The sequence below is a fragment of the Microtetraspora sp. AC03309 genome (assembly GCF_020826795.1).
Taxonomy (GTDB): domain Bacteria; phylum Actinomycetota; class Actinomycetes; order Streptosporangiales; family Streptosporangiaceae; genus Microtetraspora; species Microtetraspora glauca.
Genome location: NZ_JADDIL010000119.1, coordinates 1 through 17,379 on the forward strand (window position 1 = coordinate 1; position 17,379 = coordinate 17,379).

Sequence of the window (17,379 nt, forward strand, 5' to 3'; positions counted from 1 at the left end):
CGAGCCCGCCCCCGTGCCGTCCCCCCTCCTGCCGAAGAGCTGACGCTCCGGCCGCGGGCCGGTCGGGAGGGCCTGTGGAAGGCGGGTCAGGCACTCATGGCGTAGAGCACGTCCCGCAGGGGCTCCTCCCGGCCGCGCGTCCAGACCAGCCGCAGGGCCAGGGTGGGCGCGGCGACGTCCAGCGCGACGAGCGCCCCCGACGCCAGGTCCGCCTCCACGACGAAATCGGGCAGCATCGCCATGCCCAGGCCCTGCCTGGCCCATTCCCTGACGGTGGCGACGCTGGGCAGCTCACGCCGTGGGACCTCGGGGCCGATCACGCGGTCCACGGCCAGCCGCGCGGAGCATTCGGGCGCGGTCACCAGCAGCGTGCGGTCCGCGTGGCCGGGCGCGGTGACCAGGATCAGTGACACCTCGTCCACGTCCAGGTAGTCCAGGTCCGGCGGCGTCGAGAACCCCAGCGCGCCGACCCGCAGGCCGGAGTCGAGCAGCAGCCCCGCGTCGAGGCCGCCACCGGCCAGTTCGGCGAACAGCACCTGCCGGGGAAGCGAGGTGACCTCCAGGTCGATATCGGGGCGGCGCTCCGCCAGCCGCCGCACGACGGACGGCAGCCGGGCCGCCGCGAGCATCTCCAGGGCGCCCACCCGGACCCGCTGGCGTCGCTCCGTGACGGCCCGCCGCACCTCGTCGGCGTGGTCGAGCAGGCCCTGTGCCCGGTCGAGCAGCCGCGCTCCCGCCTCGGTCAGCCGCATCCCCCGGGGTGTGCGTTCGAAGAGCGCGACGCCCAATGTTCCTTCCAACCTCCGGATCCGCTCCGACACCGAGGCGGGGGCCAACCCGAGCATGTTGGCGGCCTCGGTGACGGTGCCGGCCCGCGCGACCACCACGAATCCCCGCAGTTGGCGTAATTCCACGTCAAGAGCATACGGATTTCCCGAACGCCCCGTCCGATGGGAGCTGTTGAGGTGAGATGTCCGGTTCAGCAGGGTGACCGGCATGACATCTACGGTGAGGTCCCTGAGCCTCTCGCTCGCGTACTTCCTGGTGCTCCTCGACACCACCGTGCTCACGATCGCGCTCCCCGACGTGCGCGCCACACTCAGCGGTTCGCTGGCCGGGCAGCAGTGGGCGGTGAACGCCTACACCGTCGCCTTCGCCGCGTCACTCCTCGTCGGCGGGGCGGTGGCCGACAGGTACGGCGCGGCCCGGACGTTCCGGCTGGGGGTGGGCGCGTTCGGCCTGATCTCGTTGGCGTGCGCGCTGTCACCGACGCTGGAGGCGCTCGTCGCGCTGCGGGCGCTGCTGGGCGTGGCGGGCGCGCTCTGCCTGGGCGGTTCGCTCGGCCTGATCGCGCAGTTGTACCCCGATGCCGCGGAGCGGGCGCGGGCGATGGGTGTCTGGGCCGCCGCCACCGGAAGCGCCCTCGCTGTCGGACCGCTGGTCGGCGGGCTGCTCGTGGACCTGGCGGGGTGGCGGGCGATCTTCCTGATCAATCCGCCCCTGGCCGCGCTCGGCCTGCTGGCGGCCAAGGGCGTGGTCTCGCCCCGGGGCACGCGACGCATCGACTGGGCCGTGCAATCGCTGGCCTGCGCCTTCCTCGCGCTGCTCGCCCAGGCCGTGACCGGGCGTTCCCCGATCGCGGGAGCGGTGGCCGTCACGATGGTGGTCCTGCTCGTCGTGGTGGAACGGCGCAGCCACGCGCCCGCGCTGCCGGGCGGGTTGTTGCGCGCCGCCTGGCCGGAACTGCTGGCCGGGACCGTGGCGAACTTCGCCTTCTCCGGCGCGCTCTTCGTGCTCACACTGCTGCTCCAGGAAGGACGGCACCTCACCCCGTCGGCCGCCGGGCTCGCCTTCCTGCCGCTGACCCTGCCGATGACCGTCAACCCGCTGCTCACCGGCCGCATCGTGGCACGGTACGGCGCCCGGCCGCCGATCCTGGCCGGGCTGGTCCTGCTCGCCGCCGGGCTGGCCGGGGTCGCGTGCGGCGATCTGCTTGTGGCGTCGCTGATCGTGACCGGCCTTGGCCTGTCGTTCTGCCTCCCCGCGCTGGTGGCGGGTGTGGTCGCCGCCGCCCCGCCGGGGACGGCGGGCACCGCGGGCGGGGTGCTGAACGCCGCGCGCCAGGTGGGTGCCACGCTCGGCGTCGCCGTACTCGGGGGGATCGGCGACGGCCTGCTCGTGGCGGCAGGGCTGGTCGCGGTGACGGCCGTCGTCTACGCGGCCGGGAGCGCCCGGAGGAGAGTGCCGGCGGGCTGACCCTCGTGGCGGCGCCCCGGCCCCGGTGCCGTGGCCTGAGCCGTCCTCTGTACCGCTGCCTGTGCCGCTGCCGTCAGGTACGGCCGGCGCGGCGGCGGCGGATGCCGTACCCGAGCCAGATGAGGCCGCCGAGCAGGCCGGCACCGATCGCGATCATGGCGGCGATCGGCCCGCTCCCGCTGTCCACGGCGGCGACCGGCCGCCGGGAGGGGAGCGCGGTGGCACCCCCGGCGAGCGCGGAGCCGGAGCGCGCCGGCCCGGTCAGCTCGGGAACGACCGAGGCCTTCTCCGGCACGGGATCGACCAGGACGCCCACGGGGGTGGCCCGGCCGCGCGCGGCGAACCCCCAGTCGAGCATCTTCGCGACGTCCTCCCAGAAGGAGCCCTCGTCGTGCATGATCGAGACGATGATCGTGTGGCCGTTCCTCGAGGCCGCGCCGACGAAGCTGCCGAGCGCCTTCGAGGTCCAGCCGTTCTTGACGCCGATCATGCCGGGATAGCGCCAGAGCAGCTTGTTGTGGTTGCCGATCTCGTAGTACCCCTTGGGCGCGGGGAACTTGGCCGTCTTGGTGCTCACGTACTTGCGGAACGAGGGAAGCGCGAGCCCGGCCCTGGCGATCAGGGCGAGGTCGTAGGCCGAGCTCCGCTGGCCCGGCCGGTCCAGGCCGCTCGGCGTCTTGGCCACCGTGTCGTACGCCTGGAGCCTGCGGGCCTCCTTGTTCATGTCCGCGAGGGTGGCCGTCATGCCGCCGTGCGCCTCGGCGAGCGCGTTGGCGGCGTCGTTGCCCGACACCATCAGCAGCGCGCGCATGAGGTCGTCCACCTTGTAGATCGGCTTGGGCACCAGGCCGACCGCGCTGCCCTCCTCGTTGCAGGCATCCTGGCTGGGCTTGACGGTCTTGCCCTTGTCCAGCTTCGGGATGAGCGTGACCGCGGTGAGCGTCTTGAGGGTGCTCGCCGGGAGATAGTGGCCGTGCGGGTCCTTCGCGGCCAGCACCTGGCCGGTCTCCGCGTCGGCGATGACGTAGGACGAGGCGGTGGTCTTGGGGGGAGCCTTGACGCCTTCGGGGGAGATCAGGCCGCGTCCGGCGAGCTGGTCGCCGCCGACGGTGCCCGCCCGGTGGGGCAGGGCTCGCGCGGCGGCGGGTGTGCAGAGTGCGACGCCCATGAGCGTCGCCGTGGTGAAGGCCGCCCCGAGGGCGCGCAGGCTGGTCCCCATAAGGGGTTCAGCCTAGCTTCGAGTCTCTACGCATGCCGTGACAGATCCCCCAAAGATCGCGTCGTACGCACTCGGTGGCAATGCCGATACTGAGAGCATGTCGAGACGTGTATCGGGCTTTCTCCTGGCCCTCGCCGCTTTCATGATCTTTGAATGGATCAATCTGGGCTTCAACCTCGCCGACGGGCATGAGACGAGTTTCTATGTGGTCCACGGCATCCTGATCGCCGTCAACATCGTCCTGGCCGTCGTGCTGGGCGTTGTCGGTGTACGTGCATGGAATACAACCGCGAAGACTGGCAAATCGGGCGGATAACGGGGTACGGCGTAGAGGAACGCCGATTCCGAACAATGGAGGTCCGCGGTGGCGATCCAGTTCAATCCTTCGCGTGGGGCGACTCTGGGAGTGGAGTGGGAGCTACAGCTCGTCGACAGGCACACCCGGCGGCTCCGCCAGGACGCGAAGGAGGTGCTGGCCGCGGTCCCCGAGCTGAGCGAGAGCTCCCGGCCCAAGGCCATGCACGAGCTGATGCAGTCCCAGATCGAGATCGTCACCGACGTGTGCCACACGGCGGCGGAGGCCGTACGCGACCTGGGCAAGAGCATCGACCGGCTCCGCGACGTGGTCGAGCCGCGCGGGATGTCCCTGGCCTGCACGGGCACGCACGCGATCAGCGACTGGCGCGAGGCCGTCTACGCCCCCGTCCAGAGGTACACCGAGCTGGTCGAGGAGATGCAGTGGCTGGCGTGGCGGATCCAGACCTTCGGAGTGCACGTGCACGTCGGCGTCCGGGACAGGGACAAGGTCATCCCCATCGTCAACGCCCTGGCCGCGTACCTCCCGCACTTCCTCGCCCTCACCTCGTCCAGCCCCTGCTGGGGCGGGCAGGACACCGGGCTCGCGTCCAGCCGGGCGATCGTCTTCGGGGCGCTGCCCACGGCCGGGCCACCGCACCTGCTGGCCGACTGGGCGGAGTTCGAGGAGTATATGGACACACTGGTACGCGCAGGGACAATTAGGAGTATTAAGGAGGTATGGTGGGATATTCGGCCACATCCTGATTTCGGGACCATCGAGATCCGGATGTTCGACGGGATCCCCACCCTCCGCGAGGTCGGCATGGTGACCGCCCTGTCCCAGTGCCTGGTCCAGCAGTTCGACCAGCAGCTCGACCGGGGGTACAAGCTGCCGAGGCCGCCCGCCTGGGTCGTACGGGACAACAAGTGGCGCGCCACCCGCTACGGACTGGACGCCGAGGTCATCACCGATGACCAGGGCTCCACCGCGCCGGTGCGCGACGTCCTGTACGAGCTCCAGCGCGAGCTGGAGCCGGTGGCCGAACGGCTCGGCTGCGCGGACGAGCTCGCCGTGATGAGCGAGGTCCTGGACCAGGGCGGCTCGTGCGAGCGGCAGCGCGGGATCCTGGCGGCGGGCGGCACGCTGGAGGACGTCGTGGACGCGACGATCATCGAACTCGCGGAGGACAGGTTCGTGACGTCGCCCCCGGGTTTCTCGAACGGAGGGCCGGGACACTCGGGCACCTGAATGGGCGGGTGATCGGGTTGCCGTCGTAAATACTGTGTCAATCGCCCATCTTGCCCGCCGTAACCGTGGAAAGATTGTGAACGGAGGGTCGGTCGTGGCGGACATGCCTACGCGACCCTTTCGCTCTTCGGCGTGGCCTGACATCGCGGCCTGCCGGGTGGAGCGGGCTCCACAGAGATCCGCTCGGGCGATTGACACGGAACCTGGGCGAGGGCGGGTACGACGGCGACGCTCAGCCGATCTCCGGACCCGGCTGTCCGGCGCCCGGCGCGACGCGGTCGCGCACCGGCTGAGCGCCGATCACGATAACCGGCGAACCGCGCCGGGCAGAGGACACAGCACGTCCTCCAGGGCCCGCGGGCCGCGGTTCGCCCGAGGAAGGAAAGAGTTGTGACGATCTCATCGAGGCTCGCGCCCCCCGACCACGCGGAGGTTCCCCAGGGCGGCGACCTCGCCGGGCAGTTGACCGACTTCCTGCGCGAGCACGGCGATGAGCTCATCGAGTTCAGGCGTGACGTACACGCCCACCCGGAGACCGCATTCAACGAGCACCGCACCACCGACAAGATCGCGCAGCGGCTGTCCGACGCGGGCCTGAAGCCGAGGCGGCTCACCCGAGGCACCGGCCTGTGGGTCGACCTCGGCCGGGAGACCGGTCCCACGGTGGCGTTGCGGGCCGACATCGACGCGCTGCCGATGGACGACGAGAAGGACGTGCCGTACCGCTCGACGGTTCCCGGCGCGTGCCACGCCTGCGGTCATGACGTCCACACGTCCGTGGTGCTCGGCGCGGGCCTGTTCCTCGCCGCCCAGGCCGACGCGGGCGCGCTGCCCGGCCGGGTCCGGCTGATCTTCCAGCCCGCCGAGGAGGTCGGCAGCGGCGCCCTGGAGGTCATGCGCGACGGCGGACTGAGCGACGTGGACCGCATCTTCGCGCTGCACTGCGACCCCAGGATCGACGTCGGTCACGTGGGCCTGCGCGTCGGCGCCATCACCGGATCCTGCGACAACCTGCAGATCCGCGTCTCCGGGCCCGGCGGCCACACCGCCCGCCCGCACCTGACGGTCGATCTCGTGTACGCGCTGAGCAAGATCATCACTGAGCTGCCGGCCGCCCTGTCCCGCAGGGTGGACCCGCGCTCCAGCCTCAGCCTCGTCTGGGGGCAGATCTCCGCCGGCTCCGCCTTCAACACCATCCCCGACATCGGCATGGCGCAGGGCAGCGTGCGCTCGCTCGACGAGGACGCCTGGCACCAGGCGCCCGACCTCATCACGTCGCTCCTGGAGTCGGTGGCCGCGGCGTACGGCGTCGAGGCCGAGATCGACTACCGGCGCGGCACCCCGCCGACGGTCAACGAGGCGACGAGCATCCAGATGCTGCACGACGCCGTGATCCAGATGATCGGCGACGCGGGCCCGGTCCCGACCCCGCAGAGCCTCGGCGGCGAGGACTTCTCCTGGTACGTCGAGTCGGTCCCCGGCGCGTTGGCCCGGCTCGGCACCCGTGTGCCCGGTACGGTCAACGAGGTCGACATCCACCGTCCGGAGTTCGACGTGGACGAGCGGGCGATCGGCATCGGGGTCAAGACGCTGGCGGCGACCGCGCTCACGTCGCTGTGGGGTGACGGCGCCCGCTGACACCGGTCCATTGCCCCGGCCATCGCATTGGGTGATGATGTGACGGGGTGATCGCGTGCGGGGAATCGTCCGATCGATCTGCGTCTTCACACGAACGCCGGACCCTCGCGCGCTGGCTCTCCTGCGCGAGGTCGAGGAACGCCTGGCGGGCGGTGGCTTCACGGTGCAGACCAAACGCGTGGTCAGCCCCGGTCCCATGGCCCGCCTCGCCGACCTGGTCGGCTCCACCGACGTGTACCCCAGCGTGGGAAGCGTCTCGCTGGGGGACGCGGTGGCCCAGTTCGACGTCTTCCGTCAGGTCGAGAAGATGTGCTGCCACCTCGACCTGACGGACCGGCCGCCCGCGGAGGAGGACGTCGCCTTCCTGACGCGCCTGATCGCCGAGGCCCCCGAGAAGACGTTCTACTTCGCGTACGCGTTCAGCAACGCGACCTCCAGCCCCTACTTCCCCGCGTCGAGTTTCGAGCGGCCAGGCTTCTCCGTCGGACTGCAGCCCACGGACCTCGCCGCCGGGTGCGAGACGCTGGAGGAATGGCTGGACCGGATGCTGGCCGCCTGGAAAGCGGTCGTGGCCCTGCTCGACGACGTGCCGGGCTTCCTCGGGGTGGACTCCTCGGTGGCGCCCCTCGGGCCGGGTCCCGGCAGCTTCGTCGGCTTCGTCCGGCAGTTCCATCCCGATTTCAGCCGCTCGCTGATCTCGGACGTGTACGTGCGGGTGAGCGGTTTCATCAAGGAACACAATCCGCGGCCGGTCGGCCTGTGCGGCCTGATGTTCCCCTGCCTCGAAGATTTCGAGCTGGCCGACGAGTACGCCAAGGGAAACTTCGACCTGGCCACCAACATCTATCTCTCCTTGCACTGCGGCCTCGGCATCGACACCTATCCCATCGGTGTGGACGAGGACCCGCGCGCGGTTCTCGACGTGCTCATGCTCATGCGCGCGCTCGCCGGGAGGTACGGCAAGCCGCTGTCGGCGCGTTTCGTCTCCGACGGGCTGGCCCGGATCGGTGAGCGGACGAATTTCCGCAATGAATTCCTCCATGACGTGGTGGTCCGCACGTTCACCAGATGAACGGGTCTCGACGGTCGGCGGAGGCCATGTGATACTCAGGAAAATCCATGGCGGAAGGTCTGCCGAATGCCGTTCGAGCCACCGGGCATCGATCCCGCCGTCGCTTCCGGACCTCTCACCCGGGACCAAATCCTGCACCTGGCGCAGGGCCGGATCGCGGCCATTCACGTTCGTCGGGCGCTTGCGGCCGAAAAGTGCGCGGCGCTCGCGCGGATGCTGGATTCCGTTTCCCTGACCGATTATGACATTCGCAAATACCGCCTTCCGGCCGCGCATCTCGGGCCGAGCCTCAACGAGGCCAAGGTGGCGGGCGAGATCGATCCCGGTTACTGGGAGCGGCGCGACCACACCGGCAAGTTCTGGGGCGAGTCCGTCGACGATCCACGCCCCGGCTGCCTGGCCCTGCTCGCCGCCGCCTGGCCGTACGACGTGGGGCCGGCGACGGTGGACGGGCGGGAGCTGTTCTGGGGCATCATCCGCGAGATCAACCAGGGCACCGTCGTGCACTGCGACGACGTGCTGAAGGAGTACCCTCCGAGCCTCCTCGACCATCCTCCGGTGGCACAGCTGGGCTTCAACCTGTTCCTGTCCGCCCCCGACGCGGGCGGGGAGACGCTCGTCTGGGATCGGCGCTGGACCGCTGAGGACGAGAAACACCGAAGGGGCATCGGTTATTCACGGAGAATCGTGGGGAACGACGTGCCCGTCGCGGTCACGCCGGCCACGGGAGACGTGATCATATTCGATTCGCGGAATTTCCACGCGGTACGGCCGGGCAGGGGGAGACGGCGGATCACGCTCTCCTTTTTCATGGGTTTGACCGAGGACGAGCGGATCATTCTCTGGTCCTAGCTGGAGCGCCAATAACGCTGTTATCGCACCGTTAGAGGCGGGCTCACCGATATCCGGGCGTACGCGTCTACTGTGGGGTGCGCAGCGATCGGCCTTTTCCCGGGAGAATCGCCATGCCTCCTCCGCGACTTGACATGTTCGTCCTGCGAGAAGGCGTCTGGAAGGACATCGGCAGTTCGGTGCTCCAGATACGCCGGCAGGTTTTCCAGGATGAGCAGGGAATCGCCCGGCATCTCGACGAGGACGGGCAGGACGAGGACTGCCTGCACTTTCTGGTGGAGACGGCCGTGGGCGAGCCGGTAGGCACGGCGCGCATGTGGCACAACCACCTGCAGCGCCTCGCGGTGCTCGACCGGGTCCGCAACCAGGGCATCGGTTTCCTCCTCGTCGCGTCGATGCTGCGCACCGCGCACGTCCAGAGGTTCGGCCACGTGGAGGCGACGGCGCAGCCGTCCGCGCTCGGCCTGGCCCGCCTGTTCGGCTTCGACGTGGACCCCGTCGTCAGGGAAATCGCCGGTCGCCCGCACCACCGGGTGAGCAAGCAGATGATCTTCGAGGGATAGATGCTCAACGGGTTTCGGCGGACGAGTGAGAAGTACTTCGGGGTGCTGGCGAGCAGCCCCATCATCGCCGGTCTGGTCGGCGCGTCGTTCGGCCTGGTGTTGTCGAACCTCGCCGCCGCCCGCGGGGCGGGTCCGCCGCAGTGGGCGCTGGTGGGCATCTTCCTGGCGGCGATCTTCTCCGCGGCGTTCGTGCAGAACAAGCTGACGAGCGTCGAGGTCAGGGTCGCCCAGCTCACCAACGCCGCGCACCTCCTGCGGGTGGACGAGCAGAGCGGCGGCATGGACATCGTCAACGGACTGGTGCAGAACAGCCGCATCGTCCGGGTCGTCGGCCGGGCGCGGCAGGACCAGCTGATGTCGCCGCTCTCCCACCAGAAGGACTACCTCGCGGCGACGGAGGCCGCCGTCCGGACGGGCCGCCTCCGGGTGTACCGCCGGATCACCGGCGACGAGTTGCGCACGCTCTTCCGCGGCCATCTGGAGCGGCTGCTCAGGATGCGCCAGCCGGGGCAGGACGTCCAGGTGGCGCTGGTCCCGGAGATCGACCTGCTCGTCTCCTACCAGGTCTTCGACCGTACGGCCGCGATCATCGGAATCGAGACGTCCGCCGTCCCCGGGATCCGGGACAGCACGGTGGTCTTCCTGACGTACAACGTCGAGATCATCGACGCGCTGACCGCGCATTTCGACGGCGCGTGGGCGCGGCTGACCGCGATCGCCGACGCGGACGAACTGCTGTCCCGGACCACCGCACTCTGATCGGCCCGGGACAGCGCGTCTGAGCTCGGCGATCGCACGAAGAAGATCATCGAGAGGCGGATCCGGGGCCCGTCCGGCCGGCCGAACCTACTCACTGGTCACAAGGTGGCGAGAGGTACATAACGGAGCGGTTTCGGACTCGTGTGCCCATTTGGTCTATGCAGGTCAAACAACTATCTTCCGTGCAGGGTCGCCGCGCGTCGTGCGTGCGCGACCGGTTGGACGGCGGGGACACGGAAGGGGAGTACACCTTGCTCCGCAATCGAGTAAGCAAGCTGGCTGCCGCCACTGCTGCGGGTGCCATGCTCATGGCCGCCGCCGCGTGTGGAGGTAGTGACACCAAGACTGAGACGGGCGCGAGCGCGTCGGCGGAGCCCGCCGCGGCGAAGGCCAAGGTCGGCCTCGCCTACGACATCGGCGGACGTGGTGACCAGTCGTTCAACGATGCCGCCGCCGCCGGCCTGGACAAGGCCAAGGGCGAGTTCGGCCTCGAGACCAAGGAGCTGGAGACCGCTCCCGGCGAGACGGACGCGCAGAAGGAGGAGCGGCTGCGCCTGCTCGCCAGCAGCGGGTTCAACCCGGTCATCGCGGTCGGCTTCGCGTACTCCGCGTCCGTGAAGAAGGTCGCCGCCGAGTTCCCGGACGTCAAGTTCGCGATCATCGACGACGCCGACGCCACCGGCCCCAACGTCAGCAACCTGGTCTTCGCCGAGGAGCAGGGGTCGTTCCTGGTCGGCGCCGCGGCCGCGCTGAAGTCCAAGAAGGGCAACGTCGGCTTCGTCGGAGGCGTCGAGGTCCCGCTGATCCAGAAGTTCGAGGCGGGCTTCGTGGCGGGTGCCAAGGCCGTCAAGTCGGACATCAAGATCCAGACCAAGTACCTGAGCCAGCCGCCGGACTTCACCGGGTTCAACGACCCGGCCAAGGGCAAGACCGCGGCCCAGGGCATGTACGACGGCGGCGCCGACGTGGTCTACCAGGCCGCGGGCGGTTCCGGCGGCGGTGTCTTCGAGGCCGCCAAGGCCGCGGGCGCCATGGCCATCGGTGTCGACTCCGACCAGGCGAAGACGGCCGACGCGGCCGTCGCCGACGTGATCATCAGCTCGATGCTGAAGAAGATCGACGTGGCGGTCTACGACTTCCTCAAGAACTTCACCAGCGGCAGCGTCAAGGCCGGTGAGTCCCGCTACGACCTGAAGGCGGGCGGCGTCGACTTCTCCACCACCGGCGGCAAGATCGACGACATCAAGGCCCAGCTCGACGAGTACAAGCAGAAGATCGTCAACGGCGAGATCACGGTCCCCACGACCCCCTGACCTGCCGTTCTCCGAGGGGCCCGGGCGCTGATCGCTCCGGGCTCCTCGGCCTATCGTGCCTGTCCACAGGCACTCCGGGTGGGGGAGGCCGCCATAACAACCGCAATCGCCACAGATCCCGCCGTAGAGCTGACGGGTATCACCAAGAGGTTTCCCGGCGTCATCGCGAACCGGGACGTCCGCCTGAGCGTCGCCAAGGGCCACATCCACGCCATCGTCGGGGAGAACGGCGCGGGCAAGTCCACGCTCATGAAGATCCTGTACGGCATGCAGCGCCCGGACGAGGGCGAGATCCGGATCAACGGGTCGGCTGTGAGCTTCCACACCCCGGGCGACGCCATCGGCGCCGGGATCGGCATGGTCCACCAGCACTTCATGCTCGCCGACAACCTCACGGTCCTCGAGAACGTGATCCTCGGCAGCGAGCCGCGCAAGGGCGGCCTCGCCATCGACTTCGGCGCGGCGCGCAAGAAGATCCGGGAGATCTCCGACGCGTACGGGCTGGGCGTCGAACCCGACGCGCTGGTCGAGGAGCTGGGGGTGGGCGACCGCCAGCGGGTGGAGATCCTCAAGGTCCTCTACCGGGGGGCCCGGATCCTCATCCTGGACGAGCCGACCGCGGTCCTCGTGCCGCACGAGGTGGACGAGCTCTTCGACAACCTCCGGGTGCTGGTCCGCGAGGGCCTGACGATCCTGTTCATCTCGCACAAGCTCGACGAGGTCCTGAAGGTGGCCGACGCGATCACCGTGATCCGCCGGGGCACGACCGTGGCCAGCGTCGAGCCGAGCGGGGTGACCGCGCGCAAGCTCGCCGAGTTGATGGTCGGCAGCGAGCTGCCCAGCCCGGAGACCCGCGAGTCCACCGTCACCGACGTCGTCACGCTGGAGGTCTCCGGCCTCACGATGGCGGCTCCGGGACACGGGCCGATCCCGAAGGGCACCTCAGCCGAGCAACTGAAGGCGGACGGGGTGCGCCTCCTACTTGAGGACATCTCCTTCACGATCCACAAGGGCGAGGTCCTGGGCATCGCCGGGGTCGAGGGGAACGGCCAGGCCGAACTCGTCGAGGCCATCATGGGCATGCGTTCCATCACGGCCGGGACGATCAGCCTCGGCGGCGCGGACATCACCGCCTGGTCCACCCTGAAGCGGCGTGAGGGCGGCATCGGCTTCATCCCCGAGGACCGGCACCGGCACGGCCTGCTGCTTGAGGCGCCGCTCTGGGAGAACCGCATCCTCGGCCACCAGACGCGCGAGCCCAACGTCAAGGGCGTCTGGATCGACCGCGCGGGAGCCCGCAAGGACACCCAGCGGATCGTCGACGAGTACGACGTCCGCACCCCTGGCATCGACGTGGACGCGTCCGCCCTGTCCGGAGGCAACCAGCAGAAGCTGATCGTCGGCCGGGAGATGAGCGGCGAGCCGGTGCTGCTGATCGCGTCGCACCCGACGCGGGGTGTGGACGTGGGCGCCCAGGCGGCCATCTGGGACCACCTGAGGAACGCCCGCGCCGCCGGCCTGGCCGTACTGCTGATCTCCGCCGACCTCGACGAGCTCATCGGCCTGTCCGACTCGCTCAAGGTCATCCTGCGGGGCCGGATCGTCGCCGACGTCGATCCCGGTGCCGTGACCCCCGAGCAGCTCGGCTCGGCGATGACCGGCGCGGGGGAGGACACGTGAGCGGGCGAACCGAGCGAATCGAGCGAATCGGAAGGCACAGTGCGATTCGCGAACGCCTCCGAGTCGCCGGGCCAGGAGACGGCATGAGCGAGCGAACCTTTCAGCACAGCGTGACGCGCGAGGCGCCGTATTGCGTGTCTTCGACACGTCCCGGCTCTGAGCGGCCAGGCGAGGAGACAGCATGAGCGCATTCATGGAACGCCTGACCGGGCGGGTGAAGCTCGACGGCGTCTTCGCGATCGTCGCGCCCGTCCTCGCCGTCGTCTTCGCCGGCCTCGTGACGTCCGTCGTCCTGCTGATCGCGGGCAACTCGCCGGCGGACGCCTTCACGACCCTGCTCGACCAGGGCTCCACGCCGCGCATCATCGTCCTGATCCTCAACACGTCGGCCGCCTACTACCTGTCGGCCGTCGCGGTGGCGATCGGGTTCCGGATGAACCTGTTCAACATCGGTGTGGACGGCCAGTACCGGCTCGCCGCGCTCCTCGCCGCGGCCGTCGGCGGGGCCGGGCTGCTGCCCGGCGTGCTCAACAGCCTGCTCGTGGTCCTGGTGGCCGTGCTCGTGGGCGCCCTGTGGGCCTCGATCGCCGGACTGCTCAAGGTGACCCGCGGCGTCAGCGAGGTCATCTCCACGATCATGCTGAACGCCATCGCCACCGGCCTGACCGGCTGGCTGCTGACCGCCGACCGGCTCGGTGTGCTGAGCGGCAACGCCATCGGCACCACGCCGATCCCCGAGGACGCCCACGCGCCCGGATGGGCGCTGATCCCCGGCACGCCGATGCAGGTCAACAGCTTCCTCATCGTGGCGATCATCGTCGGCGTCGGTTACGCGGTGCTGCTCAACCGGACCCGTTTCGGGTTCAACCTGCGCGCCACGGGCCGGTCGGAGCCGGCCGCGGTGGCCAGCGGGGTGGACGTCAAGCGGATGGTCATCAGCGCGATGGTCATCTCGGGCGCCGTGGCCGGTCTCGTCGGCATGCCGGAACTGCTCGGCGGCTCCTTCCAGTACAGCCTGAACTTCCCGGCCGGGCTCGGCTTCACCGGCATCGCGATCGCGCTCCTCGGCAGGAACAACGCGGTCGGCATGGCGGTCGGCGCCCTGCTGTGGGCGTTCCTGGACAGCTCCTCGAACGCGCTGCAGATCCTGGACATCTCCAAGGAGCTCGTCGACATCATGAAGGGTGTGATCGTGCTCTCGGTGATCATCGCGTACGAGCTGGTGCACCGGTACCGGACCGTCGCCGCGCAGCACAGGGTCAGCCGCGAGCTCGCCGCACCGGCCGAGGTGGAAGGGGCCGCGGTATGACCGCCACGGACGTCTCGGCGGGCAAGCCGGTCGCCGCGCCTCCCGTGCGGCGGTTCAAGCTGACCTTCCCCGTCCTGCTGGCCGGCCTCGCCGGGCTGGTCATCCTCCTGTCGGTGGCCCGGCTGGTGACCGGCGCCCACGACATCACCTCGGGCGGCACGATCAGCGCCGCGCTCGGCCTCGCCGTACCGATCGGGCTGGCCGGGCTCGGCGGCCTGTGGTCGGAGCGGGCCGGCGTGGTGAACATCGGCCTCGAAGGCATGATGATCCTCGGCACCTGGTTCGGCGCCTGGGGCGCGCTCCAGTTCCACAGCCCCTGGGCCGGTGTGGTCGCCGGAGCGATCGGCGGCGCGATCGGCGGCGCCATCCACGCGCTGGCGACCGTGACGTTCGGCGTGGACCAGATCATCTCGGGCGTCGCGATCAACATCGTCGGCCTCGGCTTCACCCAGTACCTCTCCAAGCTGGTCTTCTCGACCATGAAGGGCGGCGGCGCCAAGCAGTCGCCGCGTGTGCCGACCATGGGAACGTTCGACGTGCCGGGGATCGGCCAGCCGCTGCTGGATCTGCAGAACAAGCGCTGGTTCCTGGTGTCGGACGTCGCCGGCATCCTGCACGGGATCACGCAGAACGTCTCGTTCTTCACGATCCTGGCGATCCTGCTGGTGCCGCTGTCGTTCTACCTCCTGTGGCGTACGGCGTTCGGCCTGCGCATCAGGTCCTGCGGCGAGCGGCCGGTGGCCGCCGAGTCGCTGGGCGTCAACGTCTACCTGTACAAGTGGATCGCGGTGATCGTCTCCGGCGGGCTCGCCGGGCTCGGCGGGGCGTTCCTGTCGCTCATCGCCGCCGGGATCTACCGCGACGGGCAGACGGGCGGTCGCGGCTACATCGGCCTGGCCGCCATGATCTTCGGCAACTGGCGGCCCGGCGGCCTCGCCGGTGGCGCGGCCCTGTTCGGCTACACCGACGCGCTCCAGCTCAGGCAGGGCGGCACCTCGGTCCACGCGCTCCTGCTCGTCGTCGCCATGCTGCTCGCCGCCGTCGCGGTCTACCAGCTCGTACGGCAGCGCAGGAACAGGGCCGCCCTGGTGACCGGCATCGCGACGATCGCGGTCTTCGCGGTGTTCGCGGTGACCGACACGGTGCCGGACGCCTTCACGTCGTTCACGCCGCATCTGACTACGCTGCTGGTGCTCTCACTCGCCTCGCAGCGCCTGCGGATGCCGGCCGCCGACGGCGTTCCCTACCGAAGAGGACAGGCCAAATGACCAAGCCGACCATCGACTGGGACGCGCTGCGCGCCCTGGCGACCGAGGCCATGGCGCACGCCTACGCGCCGTACTCCAAGTTCCCGGTCGGTGCCGCCGCACTGGTGGACGACGGGCGGGTGGTCACCGGTTGCAACGTCGAGAACGCCTCCTACGGGATCGGGTTGTGCGCCGAGTGCGGTCTCGTGTCGGCGCTGCACGCCGGCGGGGGCGGCCGGCTGGTGGCGTTCACCTGCGTGGACGGGCACGGCGAGCTGCTGATGCCGTGCGGGCGCTGCCGCCAGCTCCTCATGGAGCACGGCGGGCCGGAGCTGTTGGTCGAGACCCCGGAGGGGCCGTGGCGGCTGGCGGACATCCTGCCGTTCGCCTTCGGCCCTGACGACTTGTCGCGCTGAATAGCGATAAATCCGGATACACGGCGGCGGATCGCCGGGAGGGTTACGGCTCCCGTGGGAGCCGTACACGACAGAGGGGGATCATGGGTTTCGACGCGATCGAGATCATCACCACCAAGCGGGACCGGCGCGAGCTGTCCACCGCCCAGATCGACTGGGTGATCGACGCGTACACGCGTGGCGCGGTGGCCGACGAGCAGATGTCCTCGCTGGCGATGGCGATCCTGCTCAACGGCATGAACCGCAGGGAGATCGCCGACTGGACCCTGGCCATGATCCGGACCGGGGAGCGGATGGACTGGTCGGCGCTCGACCGGCCCACCGCGGACAAGCACTCCACCGGCGGGGTGGGCGACAAGATCACCCTGCCGCTCGCGCCGCTGGTCGCCGCGTGCGGTGCCTATGTGCCGCAGCTGTCCGGGCGCGGGCTCGGCCACACCGGGGGCACGCTGGACAAGCTGGAGTCGATCCCCGGCTGGCGCGCGTCCCTGTCGAACGACGAGATGCTGCACGTCATCCGTACGGCCGGCGCCGTCGTGTGCGCGGCCGGCGCCGGCCTCGCCCCGGCCGACAAGAAGCTGTACGCGCTGCGCGACGTGACCGGGACGGTCGAGTCGATCCCGCTGATCGCCTCGTCCATCATGTCCAAGAAGATCGCCGAGGGCACCGGTTCGCTCGTCCTCGACGTCAAGGTGGGCTCCGGCGCCTTCATGAAGAACGTGGACGACGCCCGCGAGCTGGCCGAGACGATGGTCGCGCTGGGCGGCGACGCCGGGGTCCGGACCGTCGCCCTGCTCACCGCGATGGACCGGCCGCTGGGACGGGCCGTGGGCAACGCCCTGGAGGTCGAGGAGTCGGTCGAGGTCCTCGCCGGCGGTGGCCCCGCCGACGTGGTCGAGCTGACCGTACGGCTCGCCAGGGAGATGCTCGAGGCCGCCGCCGTACCGGGGGCCAAGGACCCCGAGCAGGCGCTCAAGGACGGCTCGGCGATGGACGCGTGGCGGCGCATGATCGGCGCGCAGGGCGGCGACCCCGACGCGGCGCTGCCCAGGGCGGCCGAGACGATGGACGTCGTCGCGCCGTCGTCGGGAGTGCTGCGCCGCCTGGACGCCCTCAGCGTGGGAGTGGCCGCCTGGCGGCTCGGCGCGGGCCGCGAGCGCAAGGAGGACGCGGTCTCGTTCGGAGCGGGCGTCACGCTGCACGCCAAGCCGGGTGACACCGTCCGGGCCGGGCAGCCGCTGATGACCCTGCACGCCGACGAGGCGGGACGGTTCGAGCGGGCGCTCGGCGCCCTTGAGGGCGCCTACGAGATCGGCGACTCCGCCGACCCCGGCCTGCTCCCGCTCGTGGTCGCCCGGATCACCGCGCAGGACTGATCGCGGGGATCGTCGCGGGAGTGACCACCCGCGTCAGGAGTACGGCCCGGCCTGCATGAGCCCCGTGGATCGCGGGGTGACAGGCCGGGCCGAGTCATGTGCGGCCGACGTCAGGCGCCGGAACAGGGGGCTC

The 17,379-nt window shown here is 70.0% G+C and carries 16 protein-coding genes; 14 read left to right on the forward strand and 2 right to left on the reverse strand.

Annotated elements, in window-relative coordinates; all coding sequences use genetic code 11:
* Positions 1-86: 86 nt before the first annotated feature.
* A complete protein-coding gene (locus IMZ11_RS39710; RefSeq protein ID WP_228648248.1) occupies positions 87-914 on the reverse strand; it encodes a LysR family transcriptional regulator in 828 nt (275 codons plus the stop codon).
* An 82-nt stretch (positions 915-996) separates the two neighbouring features.
* Here IMZ11_RS39710 and IMZ11_RS39715 point away from each other — a divergent pair, with 82 nt between their 5' ends.
* Complete coding sequence (locus tag IMZ11_RS39715; protein ID WP_228648249.1) at positions 997-2,256, forward strand: MFS transporter; 1,260 nt, start codon at positions 997-999, stop codon at positions 2,254-2,256.
* A 73-nt stretch (positions 2,257-2,329) separates the two neighbouring features.
* Here the strand turns inward: IMZ11_RS39715 and IMZ11_RS39720 are convergent, their stop codons facing one another.
* Complete coding sequence (locus IMZ11_RS39720) at positions 2,330-3,475, reverse strand: D-alanyl-D-alanine carboxypeptidase family protein (protein WP_228648251.1); 1,146 nt, start codon at positions 3,473-3,475, stop codon at positions 2,330-2,332.
* Between the two features lie 97 nt (positions 3,476-3,572).
* Here IMZ11_RS39720 and IMZ11_RS39725 point away from each other — a divergent pair, with 97 nt between their 5' ends.
* From IMZ11_RS39725 to IMZ11_RS39785, 13 genes are all read left to right on the forward strand, one after another.
* Entirely contained in the window at positions 3,573-3,791 is a 219-nt protein-coding gene (locus IMZ11_RS39725; RefSeq protein WP_061253328.1) for an SCO4848 family membrane protein, read from the forward strand.
* A gap of 48 nt (positions 3,792-3,839) precedes the next feature.
* Positions 3,840-5,021: a glutamate--cysteine ligase gene (locus IMZ11_RS39730; protein ID WP_061253329.1), complete on the forward strand. Its 1,182-nt coding sequence runs from the start codon at positions 3,840-3,842 to the stop codon at positions 5,019-5,021.
* Positions 5,022-5,411: 390 nt separating this feature from the next.
* Positions 5,412-6,659, forward strand: a complete 1,248-nt coding sequence (locus tag IMZ11_RS39735; RefSeq protein WP_082776546.1) for an amidohydrolase — start codon at positions 5,412-5,414, stop codon at positions 6,657-6,659.
* A gap of 55 nt (positions 6,660-6,714) precedes the next feature.
* Positions 6,715-7,731 carry a DUF711 family protein gene (locus IMZ11_RS39740; RefSeq protein WP_228648253.1) on the forward strand — a complete coding sequence of 339 codons (1,017 nt, stop codon included), beginning with the start codon at positions 6,715-6,717 and terminating at the stop codon, positions 7,729-7,731.
* Positions 7,732-7,944: 213 nt separating this feature from the next.
* Entirely contained in the window at positions 7,945-8,583 is a 639-nt protein-coding gene (locus tag IMZ11_RS39745; protein WP_228648255.1) for a 2OG-Fe(II) oxygenase, read from the forward strand.
* Between the two features lie 113 nt (positions 8,584-8,696).
* Positions 8,697-9,146 carry a GNAT family N-acetyltransferase gene (locus IMZ11_RS39750; RefSeq protein WP_228648257.1) on the forward strand — a complete coding sequence of 150 codons (450 nt, stop codon included), beginning with the start codon at positions 8,697-8,699 and terminating at the stop codon, positions 9,144-9,146.
* Entirely contained in the window at positions 9,147-9,905 is a 759-nt protein-coding gene (locus IMZ11_RS39755; RefSeq protein WP_228648259.1) for a hypothetical protein, read from the forward strand.
* 251 nt (positions 9,906-10,156) lie between these two features.
* Positions 10,157-11,218, forward strand: a complete 1,062-nt coding sequence (locus IMZ11_RS39760) for a BMP family protein (RefSeq protein WP_228648261.1) — start codon at positions 10,157-10,159, stop codon at positions 11,216-11,218.
* A 78-nt stretch (positions 11,219-11,296) separates the two neighbouring features.
* Complete coding sequence (locus IMZ11_RS39765; RefSeq protein ID WP_228648263.1) at positions 11,297-12,898, forward strand: ABC transporter ATP-binding protein; 1,602 nt, start codon at positions 11,297-11,299, stop codon at positions 12,896-12,898.
* Positions 12,899-13,079: 181 nt separating this feature from the next.
* A complete protein-coding gene (locus IMZ11_RS39770) occupies positions 13,080-14,207 on the forward strand; it encodes an ABC transporter permease (protein WP_228648265.1) in 1,128 nt (375 codons plus the stop codon).
* Positions 14,204-15,475, forward strand: coding sequence for an ABC transporter permease (locus tag IMZ11_RS39775; protein ID WP_228648267.1), 1,272 nt, complete (start codon positions 14,204-14,206; stop codon positions 15,473-15,475). Before IMZ11_RS39770 ends, IMZ11_RS39775 begins: the two co-directional genes overlap by 4 nt.
* Positions 15,472-15,870, forward strand: coding sequence for a cytidine deaminase (locus IMZ11_RS39780; protein ID WP_061253336.1), 399 nt, complete (start codon positions 15,472-15,474; stop codon positions 15,868-15,870). Before IMZ11_RS39775 ends, IMZ11_RS39780 begins: the two co-directional genes overlap by 4 nt.
* Before the next feature lie 83 nt (positions 15,871-15,953).
* The gene (locus IMZ11_RS39785; RefSeq protein WP_228648269.1) at positions 15,954-17,246 is read left to right on the forward strand and encodes a thymidine phosphorylase; all 1,293 of its coding nucleotides are present in this window, start codon (positions 15,954-15,956) and stop codon (positions 17,244-17,246) included.
* Positions 17,247-17,379 lie beyond the last annotated feature (133 nt).

Excerpts from the sequence above, each read along its gene's own strand:
- IMZ11_RS39770 (WP_228648265.1), top strand. The coding sequence starts at position 13,080 with ATGAGCGCATTCATGGAACGCCTGACCGGGCGGGTGAAGCTCGACGGC.
- IMZ11_RS39775 (WP_228648267.1), top strand. The coding sequence starts at position 14,204 with ATGACCGCCACGGACGTCTCGGCGGGCAAGCCGGTCGCCGCGCCTCCC.
- IMZ11_RS39755 (WP_228648259.1), top strand. The coding sequence starts at position 9,147 with ATGCTCAACGGGTTTCGGCGGACGAGTGAGAAGTACTTCGGGGTGCTG.
- IMZ11_RS39750 (WP_228648257.1), top strand. The coding sequence starts at position 8,697 with ATGCCTCCTCCGCGACTTGACATGTTCGTCCTGCGAGAAGGCGTCTGG.
- IMZ11_RS39725 (WP_061253328.1), top strand. The coding sequence starts at position 3,573 with ATGTCGAGACGTGTATCGGGCTTTCTCCTGGCCCTCGCCGCTTTCATG.
- IMZ11_RS39720 (WP_228648251.1), bottom strand. The coding sequence starts at position 3,475 with ATGGGGACCAGCCTGCGCGCCCTCGGGGCGGCCTTCACCACGGCGACG.
- IMZ11_RS39785 (WP_228648269.1), top strand. The coding sequence starts at position 15,954 with ATGGGTTTCGACGCGATCGAGATCATCACCACCAAGCGGGACCGGCGC.
- IMZ11_RS39715 (WP_228648249.1), top strand. The coding sequence starts at position 997 with ATGACATCTACGGTGAGGTCCCTGAGCCTCTCGCTCGCGTACTTCCTG.
- IMZ11_RS39745 (WP_228648255.1), top strand. The coding sequence starts at position 7,945 with ATGCTGGATTCCGTTTCCCTGACCGATTATGACATTCGCAAATACCGC.
- IMZ11_RS39780 (WP_061253336.1), top strand. The coding sequence starts at position 15,472 with ATGACCAAGCCGACCATCGACTGGGACGCGCTGCGCGCCCTGGCGACC.